Consider the following 23241-nt stretch of genomic DNA (forward strand, 5'->3'; position numbering starts at 1 on the left):
TCGCGGGAATAGCTCAGTGGTAGAGCACAACCTTGCCAAGGTTGGGGTCGCGAGTTCGAATCTCGTTTCCCGCTCCAAATTTTAAGAAGCTCCTTTTCAGGAGCTTTTTTATTACCTGAAATTTGCTTTGCCTATTAATCGCTCGTGGTCTATCTCGCATAATAAGCGATGGTAATCGGTAGTTTAAAAGCCATATCCTCAGGGCAAATGAGTGCGTTATGGGTGGATGACTATCGCGCATCGGCTATTTTATGGCATCCGGGGCCGGTGAGTTTACTGCGCCCGCTGCTGGTCGGGGTGACGCGGATTTGTGTGCTGATGCGTTCTTTGAGTGCGCCGACGTGCGAGATGATGCCGATGAGTTTGCCTTGCTGGTTGAGGTTAGAGAGGGTATCCAGCGCGATGTCGAGTGCGTCTTCGTCAAGTGTGCCGAAGCCTTCGTCGAGAAACAGTGCATCAATACGGACTTTCTGGCTCGCCATTTGCGATAAACCAAGTGCAAGAGCGAGGCTGATAATAAAGCTTTCACCGCCGGACAGGTTGCGTGTAGCGCGAATTTCGCCAGCCTGATAATTGTCGATGACGTTGAGCACCAGTTGTTCCTCGGGATCGTCACTGCGGATAAGCAGATAGCGGTCGGTCATTTTGCCCAGTTCCAGATTGGCGTGACCAATCATGATGTCGAAGGTTAGCCCTTGTGCGAAATTGCGGTATTTCTTGCCGTCTGCCGAGCCAATCAATCCGTTGAGATTTTCCCAGCGTGTGCATTCACGCTGCTGGGCACTGATGCGTGCGAGTTGTTCGGCGTGGCTCGCCTGGCGCTGCTGATTGGTTTTGAGTTGCTGGTCAATCGCGCCGAGTTGTTGCTGTGCGGTGCTTTGTGCGGCTTCGAGTTCTTGCTGTTCGCTGCTCAATGCTTCGCGACTGGCACTGGTCAGTGCTTTTTCGCGTTCTTGCTCAAGTGCCGTCCTTACTTCCTGTTCTTTGGTGTTCAGGCGTAGTTGCTCATCGTGTAGTGCTTTGGCCTGTGTACTGAGCTGTTGTCGTACTTCATATGGCAACTGTGCAGCAAGAAAGGCGGCTTCGTCGCTGAATTGTTGTGTCTGACATTGTTCGAGGAAATCTGCTTCGAGATGAGTAATGTGTTCACTGCGCTGTGTGATGGCGCTGCGCAATTCGTCGATGCGTTGTTGCAGGTTGTGTACGTCTCGTTGCAGCTGTTGTGCACTGTCTTTAGCGCTATCAAGTGCTTGCCGTGCATGCTGGATATTTTGCTTGAGTTGCTGTTCTTTGCTGTCCGGTTGTTCATTGCCGAGCAGTGCTTGCCGCTTGTTGATACGCCGCTGCTGCGTGCTTTGCTGTTCGTCGTGATTGCTTTGCTGGCGTTGTAACGCTTGGCTGAGTTCAGTGATTTGTTCGTTGAGGTATTGGGCACGCTGTTCGGCTTTGGCATATTGTTCACGGGTTGCTTGTAATTGTCGTTGGCGGTTTTGCCATTGCTGGCTGCGCTGTTCGAGGTCGTCAAGTACTGGCGCGAGTTGTGCGCTGTCGTTTTCGATGCGTACGCCATAGGGTTGCAGCAGATCTTTTAATTCGAGCAGGGTGTGTTGTTGTGCCTGTTGGTATTGCACCAGTAACGCCTGTTCACGTTGATGGTTATTGGCGCATTGGCTTTGCGTGCTTTGTGCCTGTTGGTGGACACTGTGTGCTTGCTGCACGCTGGCTTGTGCTTTGCTCAATGCTTCTTGCGCCTGCTGCAGGCTTTGTTCGCTATGCTCGCCTTGCCGGATGCGCGTGCTGATGTCAGCAAGGTTGCGTTGTTGCTCGTCAAGTAAGGCCATGACCTGTGCGGTGAGTTGCGGGTCATCGTGGTCAAGGGTTGTTTTGATGTCGCTGAGTCGTTCGGCAATATGTTGTTGTAAATCAGATAGGCGTTGTTGCTGTTCGTCGAGTTGTTGCTTGTGTTGACTGTGCTTCTCGATAAGCTTGGCGAGGTCGATACGACTATCGTTGAACTGTTGTTCGGCTGCTGCGTGCTGCTGTTGCGCGTCGCTAAGGCGCTGTTCGATGTCGCTGGCAATCGGGTTGCTGTCGTCGTGGTAGGGGTGGTGTTCACTGCCACATAACGGACACGGTTCGCCGTCTTTAAGTGCGCTGCGCAAGTCGCTGAGGTTGTCAAAGGCTTGGCGAAATCCGACCAGCGGTTCGAGTAGCCTGATTTGTTTTTTCCAGTGGTCGCGTGCGTCGCGGTATTGTTGCTGCGCCGCTTCGAGAGTTTGCTGCTGTTGGGCGAGTTCTGCGAGGCTGGCATGGATGCGCTGTCGGGCTTGGTTCGCTTGGTCGTGCTGTGCGAGATTTTCTTGCAGGCGTTCAAGGGCGTGGATGTGTTCGCGGGTTTGCTCACCCTGTTCTCGCCAATGATTGAGGGTGTGTCCGTCGAGTAATTTTTGGTGTTGTTCGTGTTGCGCGGCGAGGTGTTGCTCGGCTTGTTGCTGTGTGTCCTTGGCGCTTTGCCATGCCTGCTCACTTTGCGCTACAGCAATAGCGGCCTGACGCTGCTGTTGCGCACAATGGGCGACTTTTTCTGCTTGTGTGGTGTGCGGTTTTTGCCCGGCTTGATAATGGTTGATCTGCTGGCGTATCGCGGCGAGCTGTTGGTTGAGATCAGCGTCATGCGCACTGGATTCGAGTTGTGCAGTGAGGGTTTGTTGTTGCTTGTCGAGGGTGTCAAGAGCCGTATTGTTTTGCCCGGCATCTGTTTGCTGCTGTTGCAGCTTGGTGCGTTGGGCGCTGAGCTGCGCTTGGCTTTGTGCGAGTGGTTCGGCTGCGTCGCTGATTTGCTGGTCGAGCAAGCGCACTTGTTGCAGGGTGGGCTGGATGTCGTCGTAAGTTTTTTGTTGTGCGGCGAGGTGCGTGGTGGCTTGTTCAACTTTTTTGCTTGCGTTATCCAGTGCTTTTTGTTGTATGGGTAGAGTTTCGTTGGCTTGCTCAAGAGCAGTTTGTGCTTGCTGTTGGTTGCGCCTTTCGCTGCTGAGTTCGCTGTATGCGGCGATGAGGTTTTGTGCGCGTTCGGCTGCGTCGAGGCGTTGTTGTTCGGGGATGAAGGCTTGCTGACGTTGCGCCAGCTTTTGTTGTTCTTGTTCGATGTTGCCGAGTTGCTGGCCGAGGGTATCGAGGCGCTCGAGCCACTGGCGTGCGTTGCGGTTGTGTTCGATTTTGGGTTGCAGGACGGCGAGCTGCTGTTGGTGGGTTTGCTGTTGCTGCTTGAGTTCGGCGAGTTCGTCGTCACTGAGTAACTGGATGCCGGATAGTTGCTTGCTGAGGTCTTCGAGGATGAGGCGCTGTTCGCGGCTGCACTGGTGGATGTGCATGGATATGCGGCTGTAGATGTCGGTGCCGGTGATTTGCTCGAGGATGGGCGCGCGCTGGTCGGGGCTGGCTTGCAGGAAAGCGGCAAAGCTGCCTTGTGCGAGCAGCATGGCACGGGTGAATTGGTCGAAATTCATGCCGGTGACCGTTTCGACGCGCTGCTGGACGTCGCGCAGCTTGCTTTCGAGGATGCGACCACTGTCGGCATCGGCAATTTCGTGCTTGGGGTTTTGCAGCTTGCCGTCGGGTTTGCGTCCGGCGCAGTGCTGGCTCCAGTGGCAACGGTAGGTGCCGCTGTTGGTGGCAAAGGTGACTTCGGCAAAGCATTCGCCGGTCTGGCGTGAGAGGATCTGGTTGTCGCTTTGCGTGATGCGCTCAAGGCGTGGGGTGCGGCCGTAGATGGCGAGGCAAATAGCGTCGAGGATAGTGGTTTTGCCCGCGCCGGTAGGGCCGGTGATGGCGAAGATGCCGTCAGCACTGTAGGCGGGGTCGGTAAAGTCGATGTGCCATTCGCCGGTTAGCGAGTTGAGGTTCTGGAAGCGCAGTTGCAGGATTTTCATGGTTTATTCAGCAGTATCTTGTTCGTAGAAGCTGGTCAGTGCTTCCTGATAGGTGTCGCGCAGGGCATTTTGTTCGTCGTCACTGAGTGGGGCACTGGCGGCGAGGCGGCGCTCGAAAACGTCGTACACGTCGAGGTCAGCCAGGGTTTCTTGGCTATGCTGTTGGCTGAGTGCGGCTTGGTTGATGCGGGTATTTTTGATGCGCAGAATGCGCAGTTTGCTGTTTGCGCTGAGGTCGTCGAGGCGCTGGCGCAGATCGCTGGCGATTTTGTCGCCGTTGTAGATGATTTCCAGCCACGCATTGCTGTCGGCGGCGATGAGGGTGTGCAGTTGAGTGGTGATGGCTGGCCAGTCGCCTTTAATGCTTGCCAGTGACTGAAAGCAGGGCACGGGGATGAGCGAATGCTCGATTTTGCGTCCTTGGGTATGCAACAGGCATAGGCTTTTTTGCTGCTTTGCTTCGCCAAAGCCCATCGCGATCGGCGAGCCGGAATAGCGGATGTGCGGATTGCCGCCGACAATTTGCGGGACGTGCAAATGACCGAGGGCAACGTAATCGAGTTGCGATGGAAAGATGCAGCCGCTAACGTGCCCCAGTGTGCCGATGTAGAGTTCGCGTACGCCGTCATCGTCGGTGGTTTGTCCGCCAGCGGTGAATAGGTGCCCCATAGCGATGACGGGTATATCGGCATCGAGACTTTTACGCGCCTCTTCGGCGATGGCGCTGACGGCGGCGTAGTGTTCGCGAATACCGTTGATGATATTTTCGGCTTTGTCGGCGGTGCTCTCGCCCGCGTTGGCGGTGCGGATGTCGCGATCGCGCAGATAGGGTACGGCGCAGACGATCAGCACGGGTTCACCGTTTGCGTCGTGCAGGGTGATGACTTCATCGGCTGGATCATCCGTGGCTTGACCTGTCACATAGACGTTGAGCGATTTGAGCAATGCTTGTGGCGCGTCGAGAAAGGTCGGCGAGTCGTGGTTGCCGCCAGTGATAACGATGTGCTGGCAGCAGGAAGCAGCAGCGCGGTGCAGGAAGTCGTAGTACTGCGCCTGCGCGCGATTTGATGGCGTGGTGGTGTCGAAGACGTCGCCGGCTATCAGCAATACGTCGATATGGTGTTCGACGATGGTATCGAGCAGCCAGTCGAGAAAAGCGCTAAATTCGTCGTCGCGCCGCTGGCCGTAGAGGGTGCGCCCTAGGTGCCAGTCCGCTGTATGGAGAATGTTCATGCCAACATGCCTGTTTGTATTATGGGGACTATGATAACGGAAGCCGTTTTATCGGATATACTTTCCTGGAATATCCGATAGACATAAAAAACCCGCTGGTGGGCAGCGGGTTTATGTTTTTGTTGTGTAGAAAAATTATTTCGTCGCCGTAGGGTTTTCGAGCAGGAATGCACCAGCTGTTGCGCCAGCGCCGCAGATGCTGATCAAGCCGTAGCGCTTGCCGCTGCGTTGTAGTTCATGAGCAAGGGTGGTCATGATGCGTGCGCCGGTGGCGGCAAATGGGTGGCCAAGTGCAATTGAGCCGCCGTGGATGTTCACTTTGCTGCGGTCAACTTTGCCGATGGCTGGTTCTTTCCAGCCTTCTTCCCATGCTTTGATGTTGCACAATACTTGCCCGGCAAAGGCTTCGTGGATTTCGAGCAGGTCGATGTCTTCGAGGGTGAGGTTGTTGCGTTGTAACAGGCGCGGTACGGCGAGTGCCGGTGCCATCAAGAGACCTTCTTCCGGCTCAATAGCGGCAAATTCCATGTCTTTAATGACTGCGAGCGGGGTGAATCCGTCGCGTTCAGCTGCTTCACGGGTGGCAATCAGGACGCTGGCTGCACCGTCAGTCAACGGGCTGGAAGAGCCGGCCGTAATCGTGCCGCTGCCGCTTTTGTCGAAAGCAGGCTTGAGTTTGGCGAGTTTGGCTTGCGTGGTGTCGGCGCGGATGGTGTCGTCGTGGTCGAGACCATCAAGCGGGGCAATTTCATCTTTGAGTGGGCCTTGCTGGGTGGCATAGGCGGCATTTTGATGGCTGTTAAAGGCAATTTCGTCCTGCGCATCGCGCGGAATATGGAATTCCTTGACCATCTCTTCGCAGTGTTCACCCATTGATTTGCCGGTGGATGGTTCTTTGACGCCAGGCGCTTTTGGCGTGAGGTGACGCGGACGCAGCTTGAGGAAGGTTTTGATGCGGTCGCCAGTTGTACGGGCAAAGTTGGCATCGAGGAATATACGGCGCGCGCTGTCCGAGAACATCAGTGCGGGGTTGGACATCGATTCAACGCCGCCGACGATGGCATATTCACGCTCGGTATTTTGCAGCATCCACACGCCGTATTCAGCAGCAGATAGCGCGCTGATGCAGTTGTCATTAAGCGATACAGCACGGATTGATGCGGGCAATTTGCTTTGCAGGACGATTTCGCGCGCGAGGTGCGGCACACGTGGATCGAGCACAACGTGACCATAAATCAGTGCGCCGAGTTTATTGGGATCAATGCCGCTGTCCTTGACCAGCGCTTTGACGCTGTGTGTGGCGAGGTCGAGGTTATTGTATTTTTTGAAGCGACCATGGGCGCGTACAAATGGGGTACGGCGACCTTCAATAATGACGATTTCTGACATGGTGGATAACCTTATTTATGATAATGGATAGGGTAAAAGTGACTTTATCATACAGTTGTCTGAATCGGAAATAAGCACAGCTGTACGTTGATGATTTTAAATTATTGTTGCTGGCTTTAGTGCAAAAGTAAAAGAAACGCTACCATATCCGCTTTGATTACGGTAAGTTTGCTGATTCAAATAATGTAAGGAGGCAATAAATGCACCAAACAGATGATGTGCGGATCAAGCAAATTAAAGAATTATTACCGCCTGTCGCACTGCTGGAAAAGTTCCCAATTAGCGATAAAGCGGGCGAGACGACGTTTCAAGCACGCCAAGCGATTCATAATATGTTGACTGGTGAGGACAAGCGCTTGCTGGTAATCATTGGCCCATGCTCGATTCACGATATTACAGCGGCAAAAGAGTATGCCGAGCGTCTGGTGCCACTGCGTGAACAATATAAAGACTCGCTGGAAATCGTCATGCGCGTTTATTTTGAAAAGCCGCGCACCACAGTGGGCTGGAAAGGGCTGCTTAACGATCCGCATTTGAATGATACGTTTGCGATTAACGATGGCCTGCGCATGGCGCGCAAGCTGTTGCTCGATTTGACTGAGGCGGGTATGCCTGTGGCGGTCGAGTATCTGGATATGATTACCCCGCAATATATTGCTGATTTGGTTGCTTGGGGGGCGATTGGTGCGCGGACGACCGAAAGCCAGGTGCATCGCCAATTGGCATCGGGTTTGTCGTGCCCGGTTGGGTTTAAAAATGGCACCAACGGCAATGTGCAGATTGCGCTTGATGCGATTGGCTCGGCTAATGCGCCGCACTCGTTCTTATCAGTGACCAAGTTCGGCCATTCGGCGATTGTTGAAACCACGGGCAATGAAGATGCCCACATCATCCTACGTGGTGGTCGTGAACCAAATTATAGCGCCGAGCACGTTGCAGATGTCGAAAAGCAGCTCGCCAAATCCGGTTTGGCTGAGAAAATCATGATTGATTTCAGCCACGCCAATAGCCTCAAAGACCACAAGCGCCAGAAGCTGGTGGCGGATGATGTTTGTGCGCAAATTGAAGCGGGCAATCAGTCAATTTTCGGCGTGATGGTGGAAAGCCATTTGGTCGAGGGCAATCAAAAGCTGGTTGACGGCAAAGCAGCGACCTATGGGCAGAGCATTACTGATGCGTGTATCGGCTGGGATGAGTCGGTCGAGATACTGGCGCAGTTGAGCAAGGCCGCCAAGGTACGTTTGTAAAAAATATGGATAAAGTTTTATTCATGTTTTTGTTAAAATACTGTGCCATGATAATTAGATTGTTTTTTATTTGGAGAACAAAACATGAGTAAAATTGCCGTTTATGCCAGTAATCTTGGTTTTGCAGCGGATATCGCCAAGCGTATTGCGCCAAAGCTCGGGATTGATGAAGTCGTTGATGTGCAAGATATTGAGATGAGCAAACTCAATGATTACGACAAGATCTTGCTGGTGGTTTCGACCCACGCTGAAGGCGAAATCCAGCGCGATTTCAACGAAAAAATTGATGACTTCCGCGCCCTTGATTTGAGCAGCAAGACCGTTGCATTGGTCGGTCTGGGTGATGGCATTGGTCATGGCGAAACCTTTAACAACGCACAAGGTCAGCTCTATGATATCGCCAAAGCAGCTGGCGCAACGCTGGTCGGTAGCAGTGATCCTGAAGAGTACCGCTACGAAGAAACTGAAAGCATCCGCGATGGCAAGTTCCCTGGCTTGGTGCTCGATGTGGAAAACGAAGATCATCTGACCATGCGTCGCATTAACCGCTGGCTGGAAGAAGTGCAGTCTGCATTTTAATGTAATCAAAGAGTATCTTTCTTTGACGAGCGGTGAGGTGATACCTCGCCGCTTTTTTTTGTGTGGAGTAGAGCATGAAACGTTTGCTACCTTTGTTTGCTGCCAATGGTTTGGTCATGGCAGCGATGTTTGCCTTTGTGCCGCTGGCCGGACCATTGATTCGTGCTTTGTCATTAAAAGAATGGCATGCCGGTGTGATAGTGGCAGTAGCATCGTTGCTGTGGATGATTGCCGCGCCGGTTTGGGGGCAGATTAGCGACCGTCGCGGGCGTCGCCCGATTATCATTGCCGGTGCAGTCGGTTTTGCGATCAGCTACGTGTTACTTGCTCTGTGGCTGCAAATCAACCTCGATGCGTTACAGCCACTGTGGTTGCTGCTCGGTATCTTCATTGTATTGCGCGTATTGAGTGGTGTCTTTATTGCTGCGGTGTCGGTCGGAGCGATCGCCTATATTGCTGATGTGACGACGCCTGCGCAGCGTACCAGTGCGATGGCATTGATTGGTATGGCGGCCGGTTTGGGGATTACACTTGGCCCTGCGATCAGCGGCGCATTGGCTGTGTATGGTTTGGTAGTGCCGATGTTTGCGGTTAGTGCTTTACCACTGCTTGCGGTTGTGCTGGTTCTGTTCTGGTTGCCGCCCAGCCCAAAGCTTACTCATGAGGATTTGCCACCATTAAGCGCGTTTGATCCGCGTATTTTTGCCACGACGGTAAAAATGTTCCTTACAACCTCAACCTCAATTACCGCCAATATGGTTGTTGGTTTTTATGCCATTGACCGTCTTGAGCTGGATGTTCAGGCGGCGACAGTGGTTGCCGGTTATGCCATGACTGCAGTCGGGGTGACGATGATTGCCGTACAGATGGTGATGATGCGTTTGCCGCAGGTCAAGCCGTGGCAATGGCAGCGCTATGGGGCATTGCTCGGTGCGCTGGGTTTCGTTGCGGTGCTGTTTGTGCATACCTCTAGCGGATTTATTTTGTCGTATGCGCTGATGGCTGCCGGTATCTGCGTTATTTTTCCGTCTTTGCATGCAGAAGTGACGATGGCCGTAGAAAAAGGCGAAGTTGGTGCGGCGGCCGGTCGTCTCTCGGCAGCTGAAGCGCTGGCCGCAGTGGTCGTGCCGTTGCTTGCCACGGGGATGTATGGCGTATCACCACTGTTGCCGTATATTATGGCACTGCTCGCGGCACTGGCAGTTTCTGCATTATCGTGGCGAAAAATGACTCAATAAGGAATGAACTATGAATAAAACCATCAAAGTAACATTTTGTGCATTACTGGCAACACTGATTGGCGGCTGCGCTGGCGGCACAGGTGCGGGCACAAATAATGCCGGTACGGGCGGTATCGGCTCGTCAGTAGTTGCATCGTGGCTGGAAGGTGCGTGCCATGATTATTTGGACAAGCAGGATATTTGGCAGATCGCCAAAATCGCTTTGGCACAGCAGGCCGTGCCAATAGCCGATATCGAGCGCGATGTGTGCCAGTGTGCGAGCAGCGCCGCAGCGCAGAATATGAGTACCGAACAAAAGCTGTCATTAGTGTCGCCACAGTCGCGGCAAAAGGTATTGCTTGAGATGATTGCCCCCGCCGCGTTGTCCTGCTATCAGCGCTTTGAAGGGCGCTTTTAAGCGATGACCCGCACTGAACGCCTGTTTGCCTTATTGCACGAATTGCGTGCGCGGCAACGTGCGGTCAGTGCGCAGGCTTTGGCCGATACGCTTGGCATCAGTGTACGCTCAGTGTACCGCGATATTGATACGTTGCGCGGTCTGGGCGCGGATATTGATGGTGAGGCGGGCGTCGGCTTTCAGCTGCGGCAAGGATTTTTCTTGCCGCCATTGGCGCTCAATGACGACGAACTCGAAGCGATGCTGCTCGGGCTGCACTGGGTGCGGCAAAATGGTGATTCTGCTTTGGCAGCGGCGGCAGATGATGCTTTGGTCAAGCTGAAAACGGTGATTAATGTGCAGCAGGGGCAGGCGGTTGCCGCACACGGATTGCTGATTCCGCCAGCGTCGAAATTAGCTGACGACACGCTGGAAATTGATTTTCGCTTGGCAGTGCGTAAGCAGCGGCAAGTGCGGATGACGTATTGTCGTACGGATGGTGAAGTTTCCGAGCGCGTCATCTATCCCATTGCGATTGGCTATTTTGACGACCGCCACTTGCTTGCCGCATGGTGTACGTTGCGCGAGTCATTCCGCCATTTCCGCTTGGACCGTGTTGTTGAATACGAGGTGTTGGCGCAGCAATACAGCGGCAGTCGTGAGACGTGGCTCTCAAAGTGGATGAAAGTGACCGGTATTCCCGAGCAAGTTCGTGTACGCACTACTGACAAAAACTGACACGAGGTGCGCTTATCCTGTCTGCTTTCGAACCGAGGAAGCAACATGAGCCAACCCAATATAACTTTTTACACCAACCCTTTATCACGCGGACGCTTCGTGCGCTGGATGCTCGAAGAATGCGGTGCGGATTATGAAACCGTCGTCGTGGCATTCGGGGCAGAGATGAAGGACGATGCCTATCTTGCCGTTAATCCAATGGGCAAAGTACCGGCGTTGCAATGCGATGATACGGTGATCACCGAAACCGTTGCCATCATCATGCATCTTGCCGACCTGTTTCCCGATGCGCAGCTTGCACCCTCTGTCGCGACGGGTGAACGCGGCTCGTATTACCGTTGGCTGGTTTTTGCGCAGCACCTTGAGTACGCCATGCAGGACAGATTCTTTGCCGTGCCGGATAGTGCAGAACGGCGCAAGTCGCTTGGCTACGGGGATTTTGACAGTATGCTGGCAACGTTACGCCAAGCTTTGACGGGCAAGGATTATCTGGTTGGCGGACAGTTTAGCGCTGCGGATTTGTTTTGTTGCAGCATGCTTGGCTGGGGCTATCAGCGCGCGCAGGTTTTGCCGCCAGATGACGTGTTTCAGAACTATATGCAACGTATCGCCTCGCGGCCAGCCTTTGCGCGCGCTGCGGCACTCGATGATGCGTTGATTGGTGAAATGCCTTCGTAATGCAGGTTGCACAACCACAATATTGGCTGGCGGTGGCGTGTGCCGAACACGTTACCGTCGGTGTGGCTGGTGGCTTTATGCAGGTGTGCCACGGTAAGCAAGCGCCACTTAAGCGGATCAAACGCGGTGATAAAGTCGTTTATTATTCGCCCAGCGTGGTGATGGGTAAAGCCGATGGCCTGCAATCGTTTACTGCTGTTGGTGAAGTGGTAAACGATCACCCGTATCAGGTTGAAATGTCGGCTGGATTCAAGCCTTTTCGCCGTGATGTTTGCTGGCAGCCGTTTGCGCCGTTAGCAATCAGGGCATTGCTCGATGAACTGAGCTTTACCCGTGGACGAAAAAATTGGGGTTATATGCTGCGCTTTGGCTTGCTTAAGATAGAGGAAGCAGATTGGCAGTGCATTTTGAGTGGGTGAGGCAATGCCTTACCCGTTTTCGTTTGAGTCGTTGCTTTGGTGTTCGCGGTGCAGTTGCAGCAGCTCGTGCAGGCTCTGCGTGTTCTTTTTGAATTGGCGGCACGGGCGGCACATGCCAGTGTGGATAAAAATTTCGGCTTTTTCCCCAAGGGTGAGCGGGCGTTCCATGCCGTCGGAGAGCAATTTGGTCATTTCGGTGCAGTTGCGCATGTTTCTTCCTTGTGAGTATTAGTGGTGCAGCCAGTTGCTACCGAGGCAGCTTTGTAGCTTGAGGCGTGCGCGGTGCATGAGGACGTAGAATTTATTGTCGCTAATCTTACTTTCCGCGCAAATGGCTGGCGTATCCATGTCCAGATATTCGCGCATGAGGAAGACGCGTGATTGTTCAGCGGGTAAGGCATCGAGGCAGTGTTCGAGGACGGTGAAAAAGGCTTCGTTCTCGTAGACTTGATGCGGGTTGGGTAAAGGTTGCGGTGTGCAGCCTTCTTGCCAGTGGCCGCTTTGGTCGAACAGCCTGTCGACGACGTCATCATGGGCGTCGTCGGCATACTCGGTGTCTGAGAAGTTGATGCTTTGTTTGCGCCGGAAGTGATCGTTAATGGTGTTTTTCAGGATGCTGAATACCCACGTTTGATAGGCGGATTTGCCGTGGAATTTGTCCTGATAGGTGAGGGTTTTGATCAGGGCTTCCTGCACGAGGTCTTCAGCGAGACCGTGGTCATTGACCTGATTGTAGGCAAAACGCAGCATAAGCTGATGAATGTCGTTGAGCTCGTCGTCGCTGAGGTGGGGATGCTGCGTTTTGCGGGTAGTCATGTGCGTTTGTCTTATTTATAAAGTGAGCGGTTGAGCCAGTAATCTACGCTAAGGTAGCGTCCGGCACCGTAGATAAATAATACCAGTAACATGATGAAATAGGTGGCAGCAAATTCAATGCCGTTATTGAGGATAACGTAATTGCCAGCCTCGGTGAGCCAATTGTAGTTGCCGTGCTGTTGCAGAATGCTGCGCGCCATGTCGAGCTTTTGCGCGACGGCGGCGCTGTTTTCAAGGCTGGCTTGGCTGCCGGGGATGTTGAGCCAGTTGAGGACGGTGGCGGGGCTGGTGGCAGGGTCGCTTGGAGCGATAGCGAACCAGCCATGTTGCCAATGGACGGTGGCTGCGGCAATGGCCATGGTAATCATCAGGGCGAAGCTGGTCAGGCGTGTAAACAGCCCAAAGACGAGCAACCAGCCGCCAACGAGTTCCGCAGCGGTGGCGAGGAAAGCGAGCAGTGTCGGAAAAGGCAGGCCAAGCCCCCAGTCTGGATTGCCGAACCACGCGACGATATTGTCAAACGATTGGTATTTGTTCCAGCCGGAAATAATCATGATTGGCGCGAGGTAGAGGCGTAGGGCGAGCAGAGGGATGAAGTCGAGCTTTTGCAGGGCAGTGGTGGCGCGATTCCAGCGGTGGGCGAGTGTGTTCATGGGTTTCCTTTATATAGATTATTTGGGTGTTTTTTGGATAAGGGTAAAGAGATTCTGCTGCACAAAATCAGCGAGCAATGGCACGATAAATGACAACAGCTTTTGCTGGTCGGCAAAGCCGATGTGGTTTGCGAATTGCGCGAGTAAGCTGCTTTCGTGGCGCGATGGCGCTTCATCGAGGAAAGCGACCAATGCGGCGGTCATGGCGTTGGCAGCAATGAAGCGCACGCGGTGGTCATGGTCGCGGAAGACGAACAGATAGGTGTCTTGCGGGGTGTCGGGTTGGTTGTCGGCGCTGATGCGGTGTACCGGCCAGTGATAGTGAAGGCTGTGCAGGGTCGGATTGGTGACGAGGTCGAAGCTTGCGGGGCTGGTTTCACTCAAGTAGGTGGTGATGTGTGTCGCTGCGTTGTCGAGCAGTGCTGTGTCGGTGGCTTGGGGATCGCCGCTGTCGGTATCGACCGCGAGTTCAATCCATTCGTAATGGGCAAGCGCGGCAAACCACGGTGGCAAGTCAAAGCCTCGCGGTTCACTTTGCAGATAGGCGACAAATTGCGCCGGTATCGAGGTGAACATCGGGTCGTCAGTCGTGCCGCTGCGGAAGAAGTCGCGCACCAGTGCTTGCCATGTGTCGCGGCTGACGATTTTCCGGCACACGGGAAAGCAGGCATCGGTGAAGCTGCGGATGTTATTGAAAATCAGTTCCTGATAGGTGTTGGCGGCACGGTCAGGGATGCCACTTGGGCAGGCTGCGTGTTCGGGGTCGCGCAGGTAGCGCCCGAAGTCGCGCTGGAATTGTTGCAGGGCGATGGGTGGGGTAGTCATGCGTGGATTGTCTGCTTATGGAGGGCAAGGGCGATACGGTGTGGCTGCTGCGTAGCCTTGATTTGCCGTACTTCGTTGAGCAGTAATTCGATGTGCGGGAAGTTGAAGTCGCGCTCAAGGCAGACCGGCGTGTGTTCGGATAGCTTCGGTTGCAAGTTGTAAACGTAGTCGAGCAGTTTCCATACGTCTGTAATGACGTCTGCACCGTGGGTGTCGATGATGAAGCCGTCTTCTTCGACGTAGTGCCCTGCAATGTGCATGTAGCCGGTTTTGACCAGTGGCAGTTGGCGCAGGTGTTCGTAAGGGTCGTAGTTGAAATTCTGGCTGTTGACATAGACGTTGTTGACGTCGAGATGCAGATAGCAGCCGGATTCTTCAATGACCGCAGTGATGAATTCGGCTTCGCTCATGTCCGAGCCGGGCGGGGTGAAATAGACCGAGGCATTTTCCAGCCCGATTTGGCGCTCGAGGATGTCTTGCGTTTGGCGTACGCGTGCGGCGACCCAATGCACGGCTTCTTCGTTGAGCGGAATGGGCAGCAGGTCGTAAAGCTGGCCGTCATCGGCCGTCCACGATAGATGCTCGGTAAAGTGGGCAATGTCGTAGTGGGCGAGAAATGCCTTGACGCGCTTGAGGTGCTTGACGTTCAGCGGTGCAGCACTGCCAATCGACAGCGACAGACCATGTGCCGCAAAAGGCTTGTACGCGGCAAATTCGTCGAGGATGGCGCGGTAACGGCCGCCCATGCCGAGCCAGTTTTCCGGCGAGACTTCAAAAAAGTCGATGGTATTGGCGCGCTGCGGGTCTTTCATCACTTCGCGCAGAGGCTCGACGAGGTCACGGCGCAGGCCGAGGCCTGCATGGCCGATAAAGGGACGGGGTGAGGTGGTCATTGTGATTCCTTGCTTGTTATTGGCCAGGTCGCTTGGCAATGGACTATATGGGTAAATGCATTGCCAAGCCCCCTGAGGGGGCAGCCATACACTGGTATGACTGCCGGCTGTGAATGCTACTTACTTTTTGTCGCCGCCGCATTTGCCTTCGCCGCACTTGGCTTCACCGGCTTTAGTGTCGCTGGCTGCCTTGTCGCCGCCGCATTTGCCTTCGCCACACTTAGCTTCACCGGCTTTGCTATCGCTGGCTGCCTTGTCGCCACCGCATTTGCCTTCGCCACATTTGGCTTCACCGGCTTTGCTGTCGCTGGCTGCCTTGTCGCCACCGCACTTGCCTTCACCACATTTGGCTTCGGCTTTTTTCATGTCTGCCATGCATTGGTCTTTATCGGCTGCTGCGTCACAATCCATTTTATGGTCGCCGCCGCATTTGCCTTCACCACATTTTGCTTCGCCGGCTTTGGTTTCGTAACCGCCATCAAGTGCTTCAGCGTTGAACAGGTTTTCAGCGTGGGCCATACCAGACAGCGCCATTGCCAGTGAAGAACCGAGTGCCAAAGTGTTAAGTGTCATTTTTTTCATCGTCATGTTGTCTCTTGTATTCGTGTTTATTTAAACGAAGGAGAGCAGATCGCGGTCAACTCCGTTTGGTGCGATCCGTTTTTCTCCCTTCAAGTGGTTAGACGCAGTGAAGAGACGGTTTCTTACATTTTAATTTATTTTAGTTTTAAAAATATTTTATGTATTTGAAATTAAAGTGTAATTAAATAATAAAAAAGCCCACAATCATTGTGGGCTCGGCATTTTGGGCAAGATTCAGGTTAGCCGATAAATGCTTCGGGGGTGAATTTGGGCATGATGTTGATCGCGGCGTCATCGCGGCCAGTTTGCCAATGCAGGCGGAATACAGCGGTATTTGGCACCGGCATATTGATTTGCCAGTCGTGGAATAAGCGTAGGTGATGCGCAGTATGCATAGGATAGCCAAGCAAGCGCCACATGATTAGTTTGATAAACATGCCGTGAATAAATAAGACGCTGCCATCCTCGCGTGTATGTAATGTGTCGAGGAATTTGCTGACGCGTGCCGAGAATTCGGCAAAGGTTTCGCCGTCCTCACCGACGCGCTCTTGCAGGCTGCATTTGCGCCAATAGCGTTGACCAACAGGTTGGCGTTGTTTACCAGTCATGCCTTTGACGACGCTGTAGCCGAGTACGTTAAATTCATTGATCAGGCCATCGACTTCCGGCTCGATACCGAGCTTGTCCAGCCAAGGCTGTGCGGTTTGGCGGGTACGGATGAATTCGGATACGACGACCTTGCTCGGCTCTAGAGTCAGGCGTTCGGCAAGTTGGCGTGCTTGTGCGCGGCCTTTGGCTGTGAGATCGACTTCGGGATTGGGTTGCGAGATTTCACCCGCATTGGCGGTGCTTTCGGCGTGGCGAATGAGATAGATGGTAGGCATGGGGCGTCCATTTAATGAATAGATTGGGTGATGATAGCGGGATTGCATGAGGCTGCAATAAAGATTAAATATAGTTAACCTTACTTGAAAATAGCACTTGTGACCCGACTAAGGGTTACAGGTTTACAAATGCCGACGTGTGTCGGAGTTTTTATCTTAATTTCAGGAGTATTTATGAATCTGCGTCCTTTACATGATCGTGTGATCGTCAAGCGTCAAGAAGAAGAAACAAAAACAGCTGGCGGCATCGTCCTGCCAGGTAGCGCTGCCGAGAAGCCTTCACAAGGTGAAGTTATTGCAGTCGGCAACGGCAAGAAGCTGGACAACGGCGAAGTTTGCGGTCTTGACGTTAAAGTCGGCGACAAAGTGCTGTTCGGCAAGTTCTCCGGCTCTGAAGTGAAGGTTGATGGTGAAGAGTACATCATCATGCGTGAAGAAGAAATTTTTGCAGTCATCGGTTAATACCGGTCATTGATTGTTACCCGATTTATTATTAAAGGAGTTTGACTATGTCAGCTAAAGAAGTACGTTTTGGTGAAGAAGCGCGTAAAGAGATGCTCAAGGGCGTCAACGTGCTCGCAAATGCAGTTAAAGTAACGCTTGGTCCTAAAGGCCGTAACGTTGTTTTGGACAAGGCTTTTGGCGCACCGACTGTAACCAAAGACGGTGTTTCTGTTGCCAAGGAAATCGAGCTGGAAGACAAGTACCAGAACATGGGCGCACAGATGGTTAAGGAAGTTGCTTCCCAAACCAACGACATCGCTGGTGACGGTACTACTACCGCAACTGTTCTGGCACAAGCCATCGTAACTGAAGGTTTGAAGTCTGTTGCTGCAGGCATGAACCCAATGGACCTCAAGCGCGGTATCGACAAAGCAGTTATCGCTGCGGTTAAGACCCTGCACGACATTTCCAAGCCTTGCGAAGACCACAAAGCCATCGCTCAGGTCGGCACTATTTCAGCCAACTCTGACAGCACTGTCGGTGACAAGATTGCTGAAGCGATGGAAAAGGTCGGCAAAGAAGGCGTCATCACCGTTGAAGAAGGTCAAGGCCTGGAAGATCAGCTGGAAGTGGTTGAAGGTATGCAGTTTGACCGTGGCTACCTGTCACCTTACTTCATCAACAACCAGCAGAACCAGAACGTCGAGCTCGACAACCCATACATCCTGCTGCACGACAAGAAAGTGTCCAACATCCGTGACTTGCTGCCAACTCTGGAAGCCGTTGCTAAGTCTGGCCAGCCACTGTTGATCGTTGCTGAAGACGTCGAAGGCGAAGCACTCGCGACTTTGGTTATCAACAGCATGCGCGGTATCGTTAAGGTTGCTGCGGTTAAGGCACCTGGCTTCGGCGATCGCCGTAAGGCAATGCTCGAAGACATCGCTATTCTGACTGGCGGCCAAGTGATTTCTGAAGAAGTCGGCATGACTTTGGAAGGTACAACGCTTGAGCAGCTTGGTACTGCGAAGCGCGTTGTGATCGGTAAAGAAAACACTACCATCATCGATGGCGCTGGTGACAAAGGCGCGATCGAAAGCCGCGTTGAAACCATCCGCACTCAAATCGAAGAGTCTACTTCTGACTACGACAAAGAAAAACTGCAAGAGCGCGTTGCAAAACTCGCTGGCGGTGTTGCTGTGATCAAGGTTGGCGCTGCGACTGAAGTCGAAATGAAAGAGAAGAAAGCACGCGTTGAAGATGCGCTGCACGCAACCCGCGCTGCGGTTGAAGAAGGTATCGTACCGGGCGGCGGCGTTGCATTGATCCGTGCGGTCATGGCAATCAAAGACCTCAAGGGCGACAACTACGACCAGCAAGTTGGTATTGACATCGCACGTCGCGCCATGGAATACCCACTGCGCACCATCGTTCAGAATGCTGGCGGTGAAGCTGCGGTTGTTGTTGACAAGGTCAAGGCTTCTTCAGGCAACGAAGGCTTCAATGCTGCAACCGGCGAATACGTCGACATGGTTGAAGCTGGTATCATCGACCCAACTAAAGTAACCCGTAGCGCATTGCAAAATGCCGCTTCTGTTGCTGGCCTGATGATCACCACTGAAGCAATGGTTGCTGAAATTCCTAAGGAAGAGCCTGCTGCACCTGATATGGGTGGCATGGGCGGTATGGGCGGCATGGGCATGATGTAAGCCTTTTGGCTAATCACCCGTAGCTCATACTTACCGGTTCGCCGGTAACGTCTGATCAAAGCCGGTACGCGTAAGCGTACCGGCTTTTTTATTATGGCCTAATCTGCTTTGCTTTTTGTTATTCATTAACTATAATCAAGATCTATTACTAACGAGAAAGGGATAGACCTCAACCATGAAAAAAACACTATTGGCTCTCTTAATGACAAGTGCGATGACCACAGCACAAGCCGCAGAGACTTACCTGAATTTTGGCACTGGTGGCCAAAGTGGCGTCTATTACGTGGTGGGGCAAAGCGTATGTAAGCTGGTTAACCGCAACACCGCCAAGACAGGCGTGAAATGTAGCCCGTCAACTTCGGCCGGCTCTATTGCCAATTTACGCAGCATTGAAGCCGGGGAAAATCAGCTCGGTATGGCGCAGTCTGATTGGCAATATCATGCTTATAACGGCAGCAGCGAGTTTGCTGATGCAAAAAATGACAAATTGCGCGTGGTCTTTTCCGTCTATCCTGAATTGTTCTCAGTGATTGCGCGCAATGATGCCGGTATTGAGCATTTTGATGATTTAGCAGGTAAGCGCGTCAACGTTGCAGAGCCTGGCTCTGGCACGCGTGCAACAGCTGATCTTTTGATGGCTGAGAAAGGCTGGACGACCGATGATTTTTCACTGGCATCGGAACTGAAAGGTTCGGAAGTGGCGGACGCGCTTTGTGACAATAACATTGATGCATTCTTCTACAACGCCGGCCACCCAAGTGCAACAGTCGAATCAGCAGTAGCGGCTTGTCAGCCACAAATCGTGCCTGTTACTGGCGAATACGTAGACAGCTTGCTCGAAAAGCATCCCTACTATGCCAAAGCAAGCGTCCCGGGTGGTCTCTATGGCGGCATGCCGGATGATGTGCCGACGTTTGCCGTGTATGCGACATTGGTCAGCTCGACTGATGTGCCGGATGAAGCCATTTACCAAACGGTCAAAGCGGTATTTGAAAACTTCGACCGCTTTAAAAAGCTCCATCCTGCGTTCGCTAATTTGACCCCACAGGATATGCTGGAAAAGGGCGTGACAATCCCATTCCATCCCGGTGCTGAGCGCTACTACCGCGAGCAGGGCTGGATTGAATAACTACCAAGTTCACGAGCTTGATGAGCCGGATGCAGAATATGCGTCCGGCTTTTTATTGGTGTAGGAGAAAGGCGACGACATATAGAGCAAGATATTGTTCTTGAATCTATATTTACTTATCTCAGTGGCCGATTTTGTGAAATGAAGTTGTATTAATCAGCGAGGCCGTAGCGGCGCAAGGCATTGAGGATGCCGTTTTCTTCCAGTGGGCCAGTGCTGTCTTTCGCGGCGTTGCGGGCTTTTTCGTGACCATCACCCATCGCGACGCCGATGCCAACACCTTGCAGCATTTCGACATCGTTAAGCCCATCGCCAAAGGCCATGACGTTTGCCATATCAATGTTGAGTGCATCACATACCGCTTCGATGCCGCGAATTTTGCTGCCGTCAGCTGGCAACATATCCATACCTTCTTTATGCCAGCGAATGGTTTGATAGTTTGCTGGCAGCATATTGTCGCGTATCTGCTGTTCGGCATCTGCTTCGCAGAATATCAGCATTTGATAGACGGGGTTGCTGTGGTGGTAGTCAGGGATTATTTCATATCTGCCAATGGTTGCTAAAGCACGGCGAACCACAGGCGTGTCCGCTGATACAGCCATATGCTCGTTGGCAATGAGCCCATAAGCTATCCCCGCTTCATCGAGCTTGGCGATGACGGCGTTGAGGTCTTGCAGGTCAATTGGGTGGTCCGTTAGTGCTTTACCTTGATATTGATTGTATTGACCGTTGATGGTGACAAACAGCTCAATACCTTCGGCATCAATCAGGTTGCGGATTTTATCCGGCAGGGCGGCGAGTGTGCGCCCTGTAGCTATAGCGGGAATGATGCCGCGCTTTTTTAATTCACGGATGGCAGTGGCGACACTGCTTGGCAAAGTATCGGTTTCCTTGCGGTATAAGGTGCCGTCAATATCAAAAAAAACAATACGTATATTGGCTTGTGTTGGCATAGATGTGCTCGATTGGAAAATGAAGGAGTAATCCGGTTGAGTTGCTTGGTTATGGCGTTTTCTGTTTTATGCCATAACAGCAGTAGCAGAGCAGTATGGCAAAGCACCAGCGTAAATTCAATGATGGATAAATAGGCGTTATAACGGTACATTGTTTTTATTTACCAATCAAAATTAGTATTTTAATTGAGATAAAAAAGATATCTTAGCTTGTTGATTTTATTTTATGTGTTACAGTAAGGATTGATGAATTTTTGACCATTAAATAGGGTGATTCCATGAAAAAAATGCTACTTTCTTTAGTGTTGGGTGCAGCTGCTTGTGCTCAGGCTTATGCAGATGATGCCCAGTGTGAAGTAAATAAACCCGTGGTTTTCGCAGGGTTTGACTGGGACTCTATTGCTTTTCACAACAGCGTTGCACGCTATATCATTGAAGAAGGTTACGGCTGCGATACGGATGAAATCCCGGGTTCAACGATTCCTTTATTCAATGGTATGTTCCGCGGCAACGTCGATGTGGCAATGGAAATTTGGACGCAGGCTGTGGATCAGATGTGGCACGACGCAGTGGATCAAGGCGTGGTGAAAGAAGTTGGGGTTAATGTAGATGATGCAGTGCAGGCATTTTTTGTACCGCGCTATATGGTTGAGGGTGACGATGCCGTAGCGCCAGATTTGAAGAGCGTGGCTGATCTGCCCCAGTACGCCAAGTTATTTGCTGATCAGGAAGAGCCTGAGAAGGGGCGCTTCTATAACTGTGTACTCGGTTGGTCGTGTGAAAAAATCAATACAGCCAAGCTGCATGCTTATGGCATGGATGAAGATTTCGTCAATTTCCGCCCGGGGTCAGGCAATGCGGTTTCCTCAGCTGTGGAATCAGCATTACTGCGCAAAAAACCGATTTTATTCTATTACTGGACGCCATCATGGCTGATGGGCAAGTTTGGTGATCAGTTGGTGCGCATTGAAGAGCCGGCTTATGATGAAGCCGTGTGGGATAAGGTCATTGCGGCTACGGCTGATGATGGCGATCTTGCCAGCGTCAGTGAGGCAACTGCCTATCCTGATACGCAGCTGGCAATCGGCGTCAACTCTCGCTTTACGGATAAAGCCCCGCAATTGACGGAGTTCCTCTCCAATTACCACACCAATAGCCAGATCGTTTCTGAAGCACTGGCCGATATGCAGGAAAACGATACGCGCGGTGAGGACATTGCCAAGCGTTTCCTGACTCAATACCCTGATGTATGGACGCAATGGGTACCTGTAGAGGTGGCTGAGCGTGTTCAGAATACTTTGAACTGATGATTTTGTTTGAGTGAATAACGGTTGGGCTTGCGTCATGTATGGCGTAAGCCTGCCACTCAGGGTTGGCTGGTTATCGCTTGCCAGCCTTTTAGTATGATTTTTCTGTGCTGTGTTACGGCGTATTGACTTGATATTTATATTGTAAATTCGGCTATTTATAGTTTTGCATAAGCGTGTGCATTGCATGAGTGCGCTGTGACAACTTTGTGCCGTAACGATATAACCGCAACCTTATAAAAGATAAGAGACCATCTTGTGTGCTTAAGACTAAGCCTCACTTTGGCTTTTTCTCCGCAGTATTGTGGTTTTATAGGGTATTCACCAGCACACTTACGGAGTGACCATGAACGATTTCTTTTTTAACATCGGCGACGCTATCCGCGATAACGTCAATGATGCTATCCGCTATTTGGTGATTAATTACGCTGATGGATTTGAGCAATTTTCCGGCTTTTTCATCACTATTCTGATTGCCATTGAAAAGGGGCTACGCTGGGTGCCGGCCCCCGCACTTATTGCAATCATTATGGCGCTGGCTTTTGTCGCGAGCAGGCGTTGGCTGCTGAGTATCGGTGTTGGTGTGGGTATGTATCTCATCGGGTGTCTTGGCCTATGGGATCAGGCTTTGCAAACTATTGCCATTATGCTGGTGTCGATGCTGATCTCGATCGGCTTTGGCTTGCCGCTGGGTATTCTTGCGGCACGCAGTAATGGGTTTCGCTCGGTGATGGCGCCGGTACTTGATCTGATGCAGACAATCCCGAGCTTTGTGTATCTCATTCCGGCTGCGATGTTGTTTGGGTTGGGAAAAATGCCAGCCATTCTCGCTACGGTGATTTATGCGACACCGCCGCTGATTCGCTTGGTTGATCTTGGCATCCGTGGTGTAGATAAGGAAGTTGTTGAAGCGAGCCGAGCTTTTGGCGCGACGCGCTGGCAAGTGCTTTCAGGTGTGCAGTTCCCGCTGGCTATGCCGTCGATCATGCAGGGTATTAACCAGACGATGATGATGGCGCTGGCAATGGTTGTGGTCGCATCGATGATCGGTGCACGCGGATTGGGCGAGACGGTCTTGCTTGGTTTGCAGCGTAATGATGCAGGGCAGGGCTTGATTGGCGGTATTGCCATCGTGATTTTGGCGATTGTCTTTGACCGTATCACGCAAGCAGCCGGCACTCGGGCACAAGCACACCATCAAGTCAGCAAGGGGCAATGAG

Annotated in this window: 23 protein-coding genes and 1 tRNA gene; 13 read left to right on the plus strand and 11 right to left on the minus strand. The window is 52.3% G+C overall.

What is annotated here, in order from left to right:
* Positions 1–2 precede the first annotated feature (2 nt).
* Positions 3–77 (plus strand) — tRNA-Gly (locus KRX19_10610).
* Positions 78–230: 153 nt separating this feature from the next.
* Here the strand turns inward: KRX19_10610 and KRX19_10615 are convergent.
* From KRX19_10615 to KRX19_10625, 3 genes are all read right to left on the minus strand, one after another.
* Complete coding sequence (locus tag KRX19_10615) at positions 231–3929, minus strand: AAA family ATPase (GenBank protein MBV7435474.1); 3699 nt, start codon at positions 3927–3929, stop codon at positions 231–233.
* Between the two features lie 3 nt (positions 3930–3932).
* Positions 3933–5162, minus strand: a complete 1230-nt coding sequence (locus tag KRX19_10620; GenBank protein MBV7435475.1) for an exonuclease SbcCD subunit D C-terminal domain-containing protein — start codon at positions 5160–5162, stop codon at positions 3933–3935.
* Positions 5163–5297: 135 nt separating this feature from the next.
* Complete coding sequence (locus KRX19_10625) at positions 5298–6551, minus strand: acetyl-CoA C-acyltransferase (protein MBV7435476.1); 1254 nt, start codon at positions 6549–6551, stop codon at positions 5298–5300.
* 200 nt (positions 6552–6751) lie between these two features.
* Here KRX19_10625 and aroG point away from each other — a divergent pair, with 200 nt between their 5' ends.
* The 7 genes from aroG (at position 6752) to KRX19_10660 (ending at position 11829) form a co-directional block, all read left to right on the plus strand.
* Complete coding sequence (gene aroG, locus KRX19_10630; GenBank protein MBV7435477.1) at positions 6752–7798, plus strand: 3-deoxy-7-phosphoheptulonate synthase AroG; 1047 nt, start codon at positions 6752–6754, stop codon at positions 7796–7798.
* 84 nt (positions 7799–7882) lie between these two features.
* Positions 7883–8377, plus strand: a complete 495-nt coding sequence (locus KRX19_10635) for a flavodoxin (GenBank protein ID MBV7435478.1) — start codon at positions 7883–7885, stop codon at positions 8375–8377.
* A 74-nt stretch (positions 8378–8451) separates the two neighbouring features.
* Positions 8452–9615 carry an MFS transporter gene (locus tag KRX19_10640; protein ID MBV7435479.1) on the plus strand — a complete coding sequence of 388 codons (1164 nt, stop codon included), beginning with the start codon at positions 8452–8454 and terminating at the stop codon, positions 9613–9615.
* A 10-nt stretch (positions 9616–9625) separates the two neighbouring features.
* A complete protein-coding gene (locus tag KRX19_10645) occupies positions 9626–10015 on the plus strand; it encodes a hypothetical protein (GenBank protein MBV7435480.1) in 390 nt (129 codons plus the stop codon).
* A 3-nt stretch (positions 10016–10018) separates the two neighbouring features.
* The gene (locus KRX19_10650) at positions 10019–10732 is read left to right on the plus strand and encodes a YafY family transcriptional regulator (GenBank protein ID MBV7435481.1); all 714 of its coding nucleotides are present in this window, start codon (positions 10019–10021) and stop codon (positions 10730–10732) included.
* 45 nt (positions 10733–10777) lie between these two features.
* Positions 10778–11410 carry a glutathione S-transferase family protein gene (locus KRX19_10655; protein MBV7435482.1) on the plus strand — a complete coding sequence of 211 codons (633 nt, stop codon included), beginning with the start codon at positions 10778–10780 and terminating at the stop codon, positions 11408–11410.
* Positions 11410–11829, plus strand: a complete 420-nt coding sequence (locus KRX19_10660; protein ID MBV7435483.1) for an EVE domain-containing protein — start codon at positions 11410–11412, stop codon at positions 11827–11829. Before KRX19_10655 ends, KRX19_10660 begins: the two co-directional genes overlap by 1 nt.
* Before the next feature lie 9 nt (positions 11830–11838).
* Here the strand turns inward: KRX19_10660 and KRX19_10665 are convergent, their stop codons facing one another.
* The 7 genes from KRX19_10665 to KRX19_10695 all read right to left on the minus strand — a co-directional run bounded on the left by KRX19_10665 (position 11839) and on the right by KRX19_10695 (position 16482).
* A complete protein-coding gene (locus KRX19_10665; protein MBV7435484.1) occupies positions 11839–12039 on the minus strand; it encodes a hypothetical protein in 201 nt (66 codons plus the stop codon).
* An 18-nt stretch (positions 12040–12057) separates the two neighbouring features.
* On the minus strand, positions 12058–12645 hold the full coding sequence (locus tag KRX19_10670; protein MBV7435485.1) for a sigma-70 family RNA polymerase sigma factor: 588 nt from the start codon (positions 12643–12645) through the stop codon (positions 12058–12060).
* Between the two features lie 11 nt (positions 12646–12656).
* The gene (locus tag KRX19_10675) at positions 12657–13298 is read right to left on the minus strand and encodes a DoxX family protein (protein MBV7435486.1); all 642 of its coding nucleotides are present in this window, start codon (positions 13296–13298) and stop codon (positions 12657–12659) included.
* 18 nt (positions 13299–13316) lie between these two features.
* Positions 13317–14123 (minus strand): putative DNA-binding domain-containing protein, encoded by an 807-nt coding sequence (locus KRX19_10680; protein MBV7435487.1) that lies wholly within the window; start codon positions 14121–14123, stop codon positions 13317–13319.
* Positions 14120–15016 carry a DUF692 domain-containing protein gene (locus tag KRX19_10685; GenBank protein MBV7435488.1) on the minus strand — a complete coding sequence of 299 codons (897 nt, stop codon included), beginning with the start codon at positions 15014–15016 and terminating at the stop codon, positions 14120–14122. Before KRX19_10685 ends, KRX19_10680 begins: the two co-directional genes overlap by 4 nt.
* A 120-nt stretch (positions 15017–15136) precedes the next feature.
* Complete coding sequence (locus tag KRX19_10690; protein ID MBV7435489.1) at positions 15137–15604, minus strand: hypothetical protein; 468 nt, start codon at positions 15602–15604, stop codon at positions 15137–15139.
* Between the two features lie 233 nt (positions 15605–15837).
* Entirely contained in the window at positions 15838–16482 is a 645-nt protein-coding gene (locus tag KRX19_10695; protein ID MBV7435490.1) for a histidine phosphatase family protein, read from the minus strand.
* 174 nt (positions 16483–16656) lie between these two features.
* Here KRX19_10695 and groES point away from each other — a divergent pair, with 174 nt between their 5' ends.
* From groES to KRX19_10710, 3 genes are all read left to right on the plus strand, one after another.
* Entirely contained in the window at positions 16657–16944 is a 288-nt protein-coding gene (groES, locus tag KRX19_10700; GenBank protein ID MBV7435491.1) for a co-chaperone GroES, read from the plus strand.
* Positions 16945–16991: 47 nt separating this feature from the next.
* Positions 16992–18632, plus strand: a complete 1641-nt coding sequence (groL, locus tag KRX19_10705) for a chaperonin GroEL (protein ID MBV7435492.1) — start codon at positions 16992–16994, stop codon at positions 18630–18632.
* A 175-nt stretch (positions 18633–18807) separates the two neighbouring features.
* On the plus strand, positions 18808–19761 hold the full coding sequence (locus tag KRX19_10710; GenBank protein ID MBV7435493.1) for a TAXI family TRAP transporter solute-binding subunit: 954 nt from the start codon (positions 18808–18810) through the stop codon (positions 19759–19761).
* A gap of 152 nt (positions 19762–19913) precedes the next feature.
* Here KRX19_10710 and KRX19_10715 read toward each other — a convergent pair whose 3' ends face one another.
* Positions 19914–20714, minus strand: a complete 801-nt coding sequence (locus tag KRX19_10715) for a Cof-type HAD-IIB family hydrolase (protein ID MBV7435494.1) — start codon at positions 20712–20714, stop codon at positions 19914–19916.
* Positions 20715–20992: 278 nt separating this feature from the next.
* Between KRX19_10715 and KRX19_10720 the strand changes: the two genes are divergently transcribed.
* Positions 20993–22021, plus strand: a complete 1029-nt coding sequence (locus KRX19_10720) for an ABC transporter substrate-binding protein (protein MBV7435495.1) — start codon at positions 20993–20995, stop codon at positions 22019–22021.
* Between the two features lie 346 nt (positions 22022–22367).
* Positions 22368–23240, plus strand: coding sequence for a proline/glycine betaine ABC transporter permease (locus KRX19_10725; GenBank protein MBV7435496.1), 873 nt, complete (start codon positions 22368–22370; stop codon positions 23238–23240).
* The last annotated feature ends 1 nt before the right edge of the window (position 23241 follow it).

The organism is Cardiobacteriaceae bacterium TAE3-ERU3, from assembly GCA_019218315.1.
In the GTDB taxonomy this organism is placed as follows: Bacteria; Pseudomonadota; Gammaproteobacteria; order Cardiobacteriales; family Cardiobacteriaceae; genus JAHUUI01.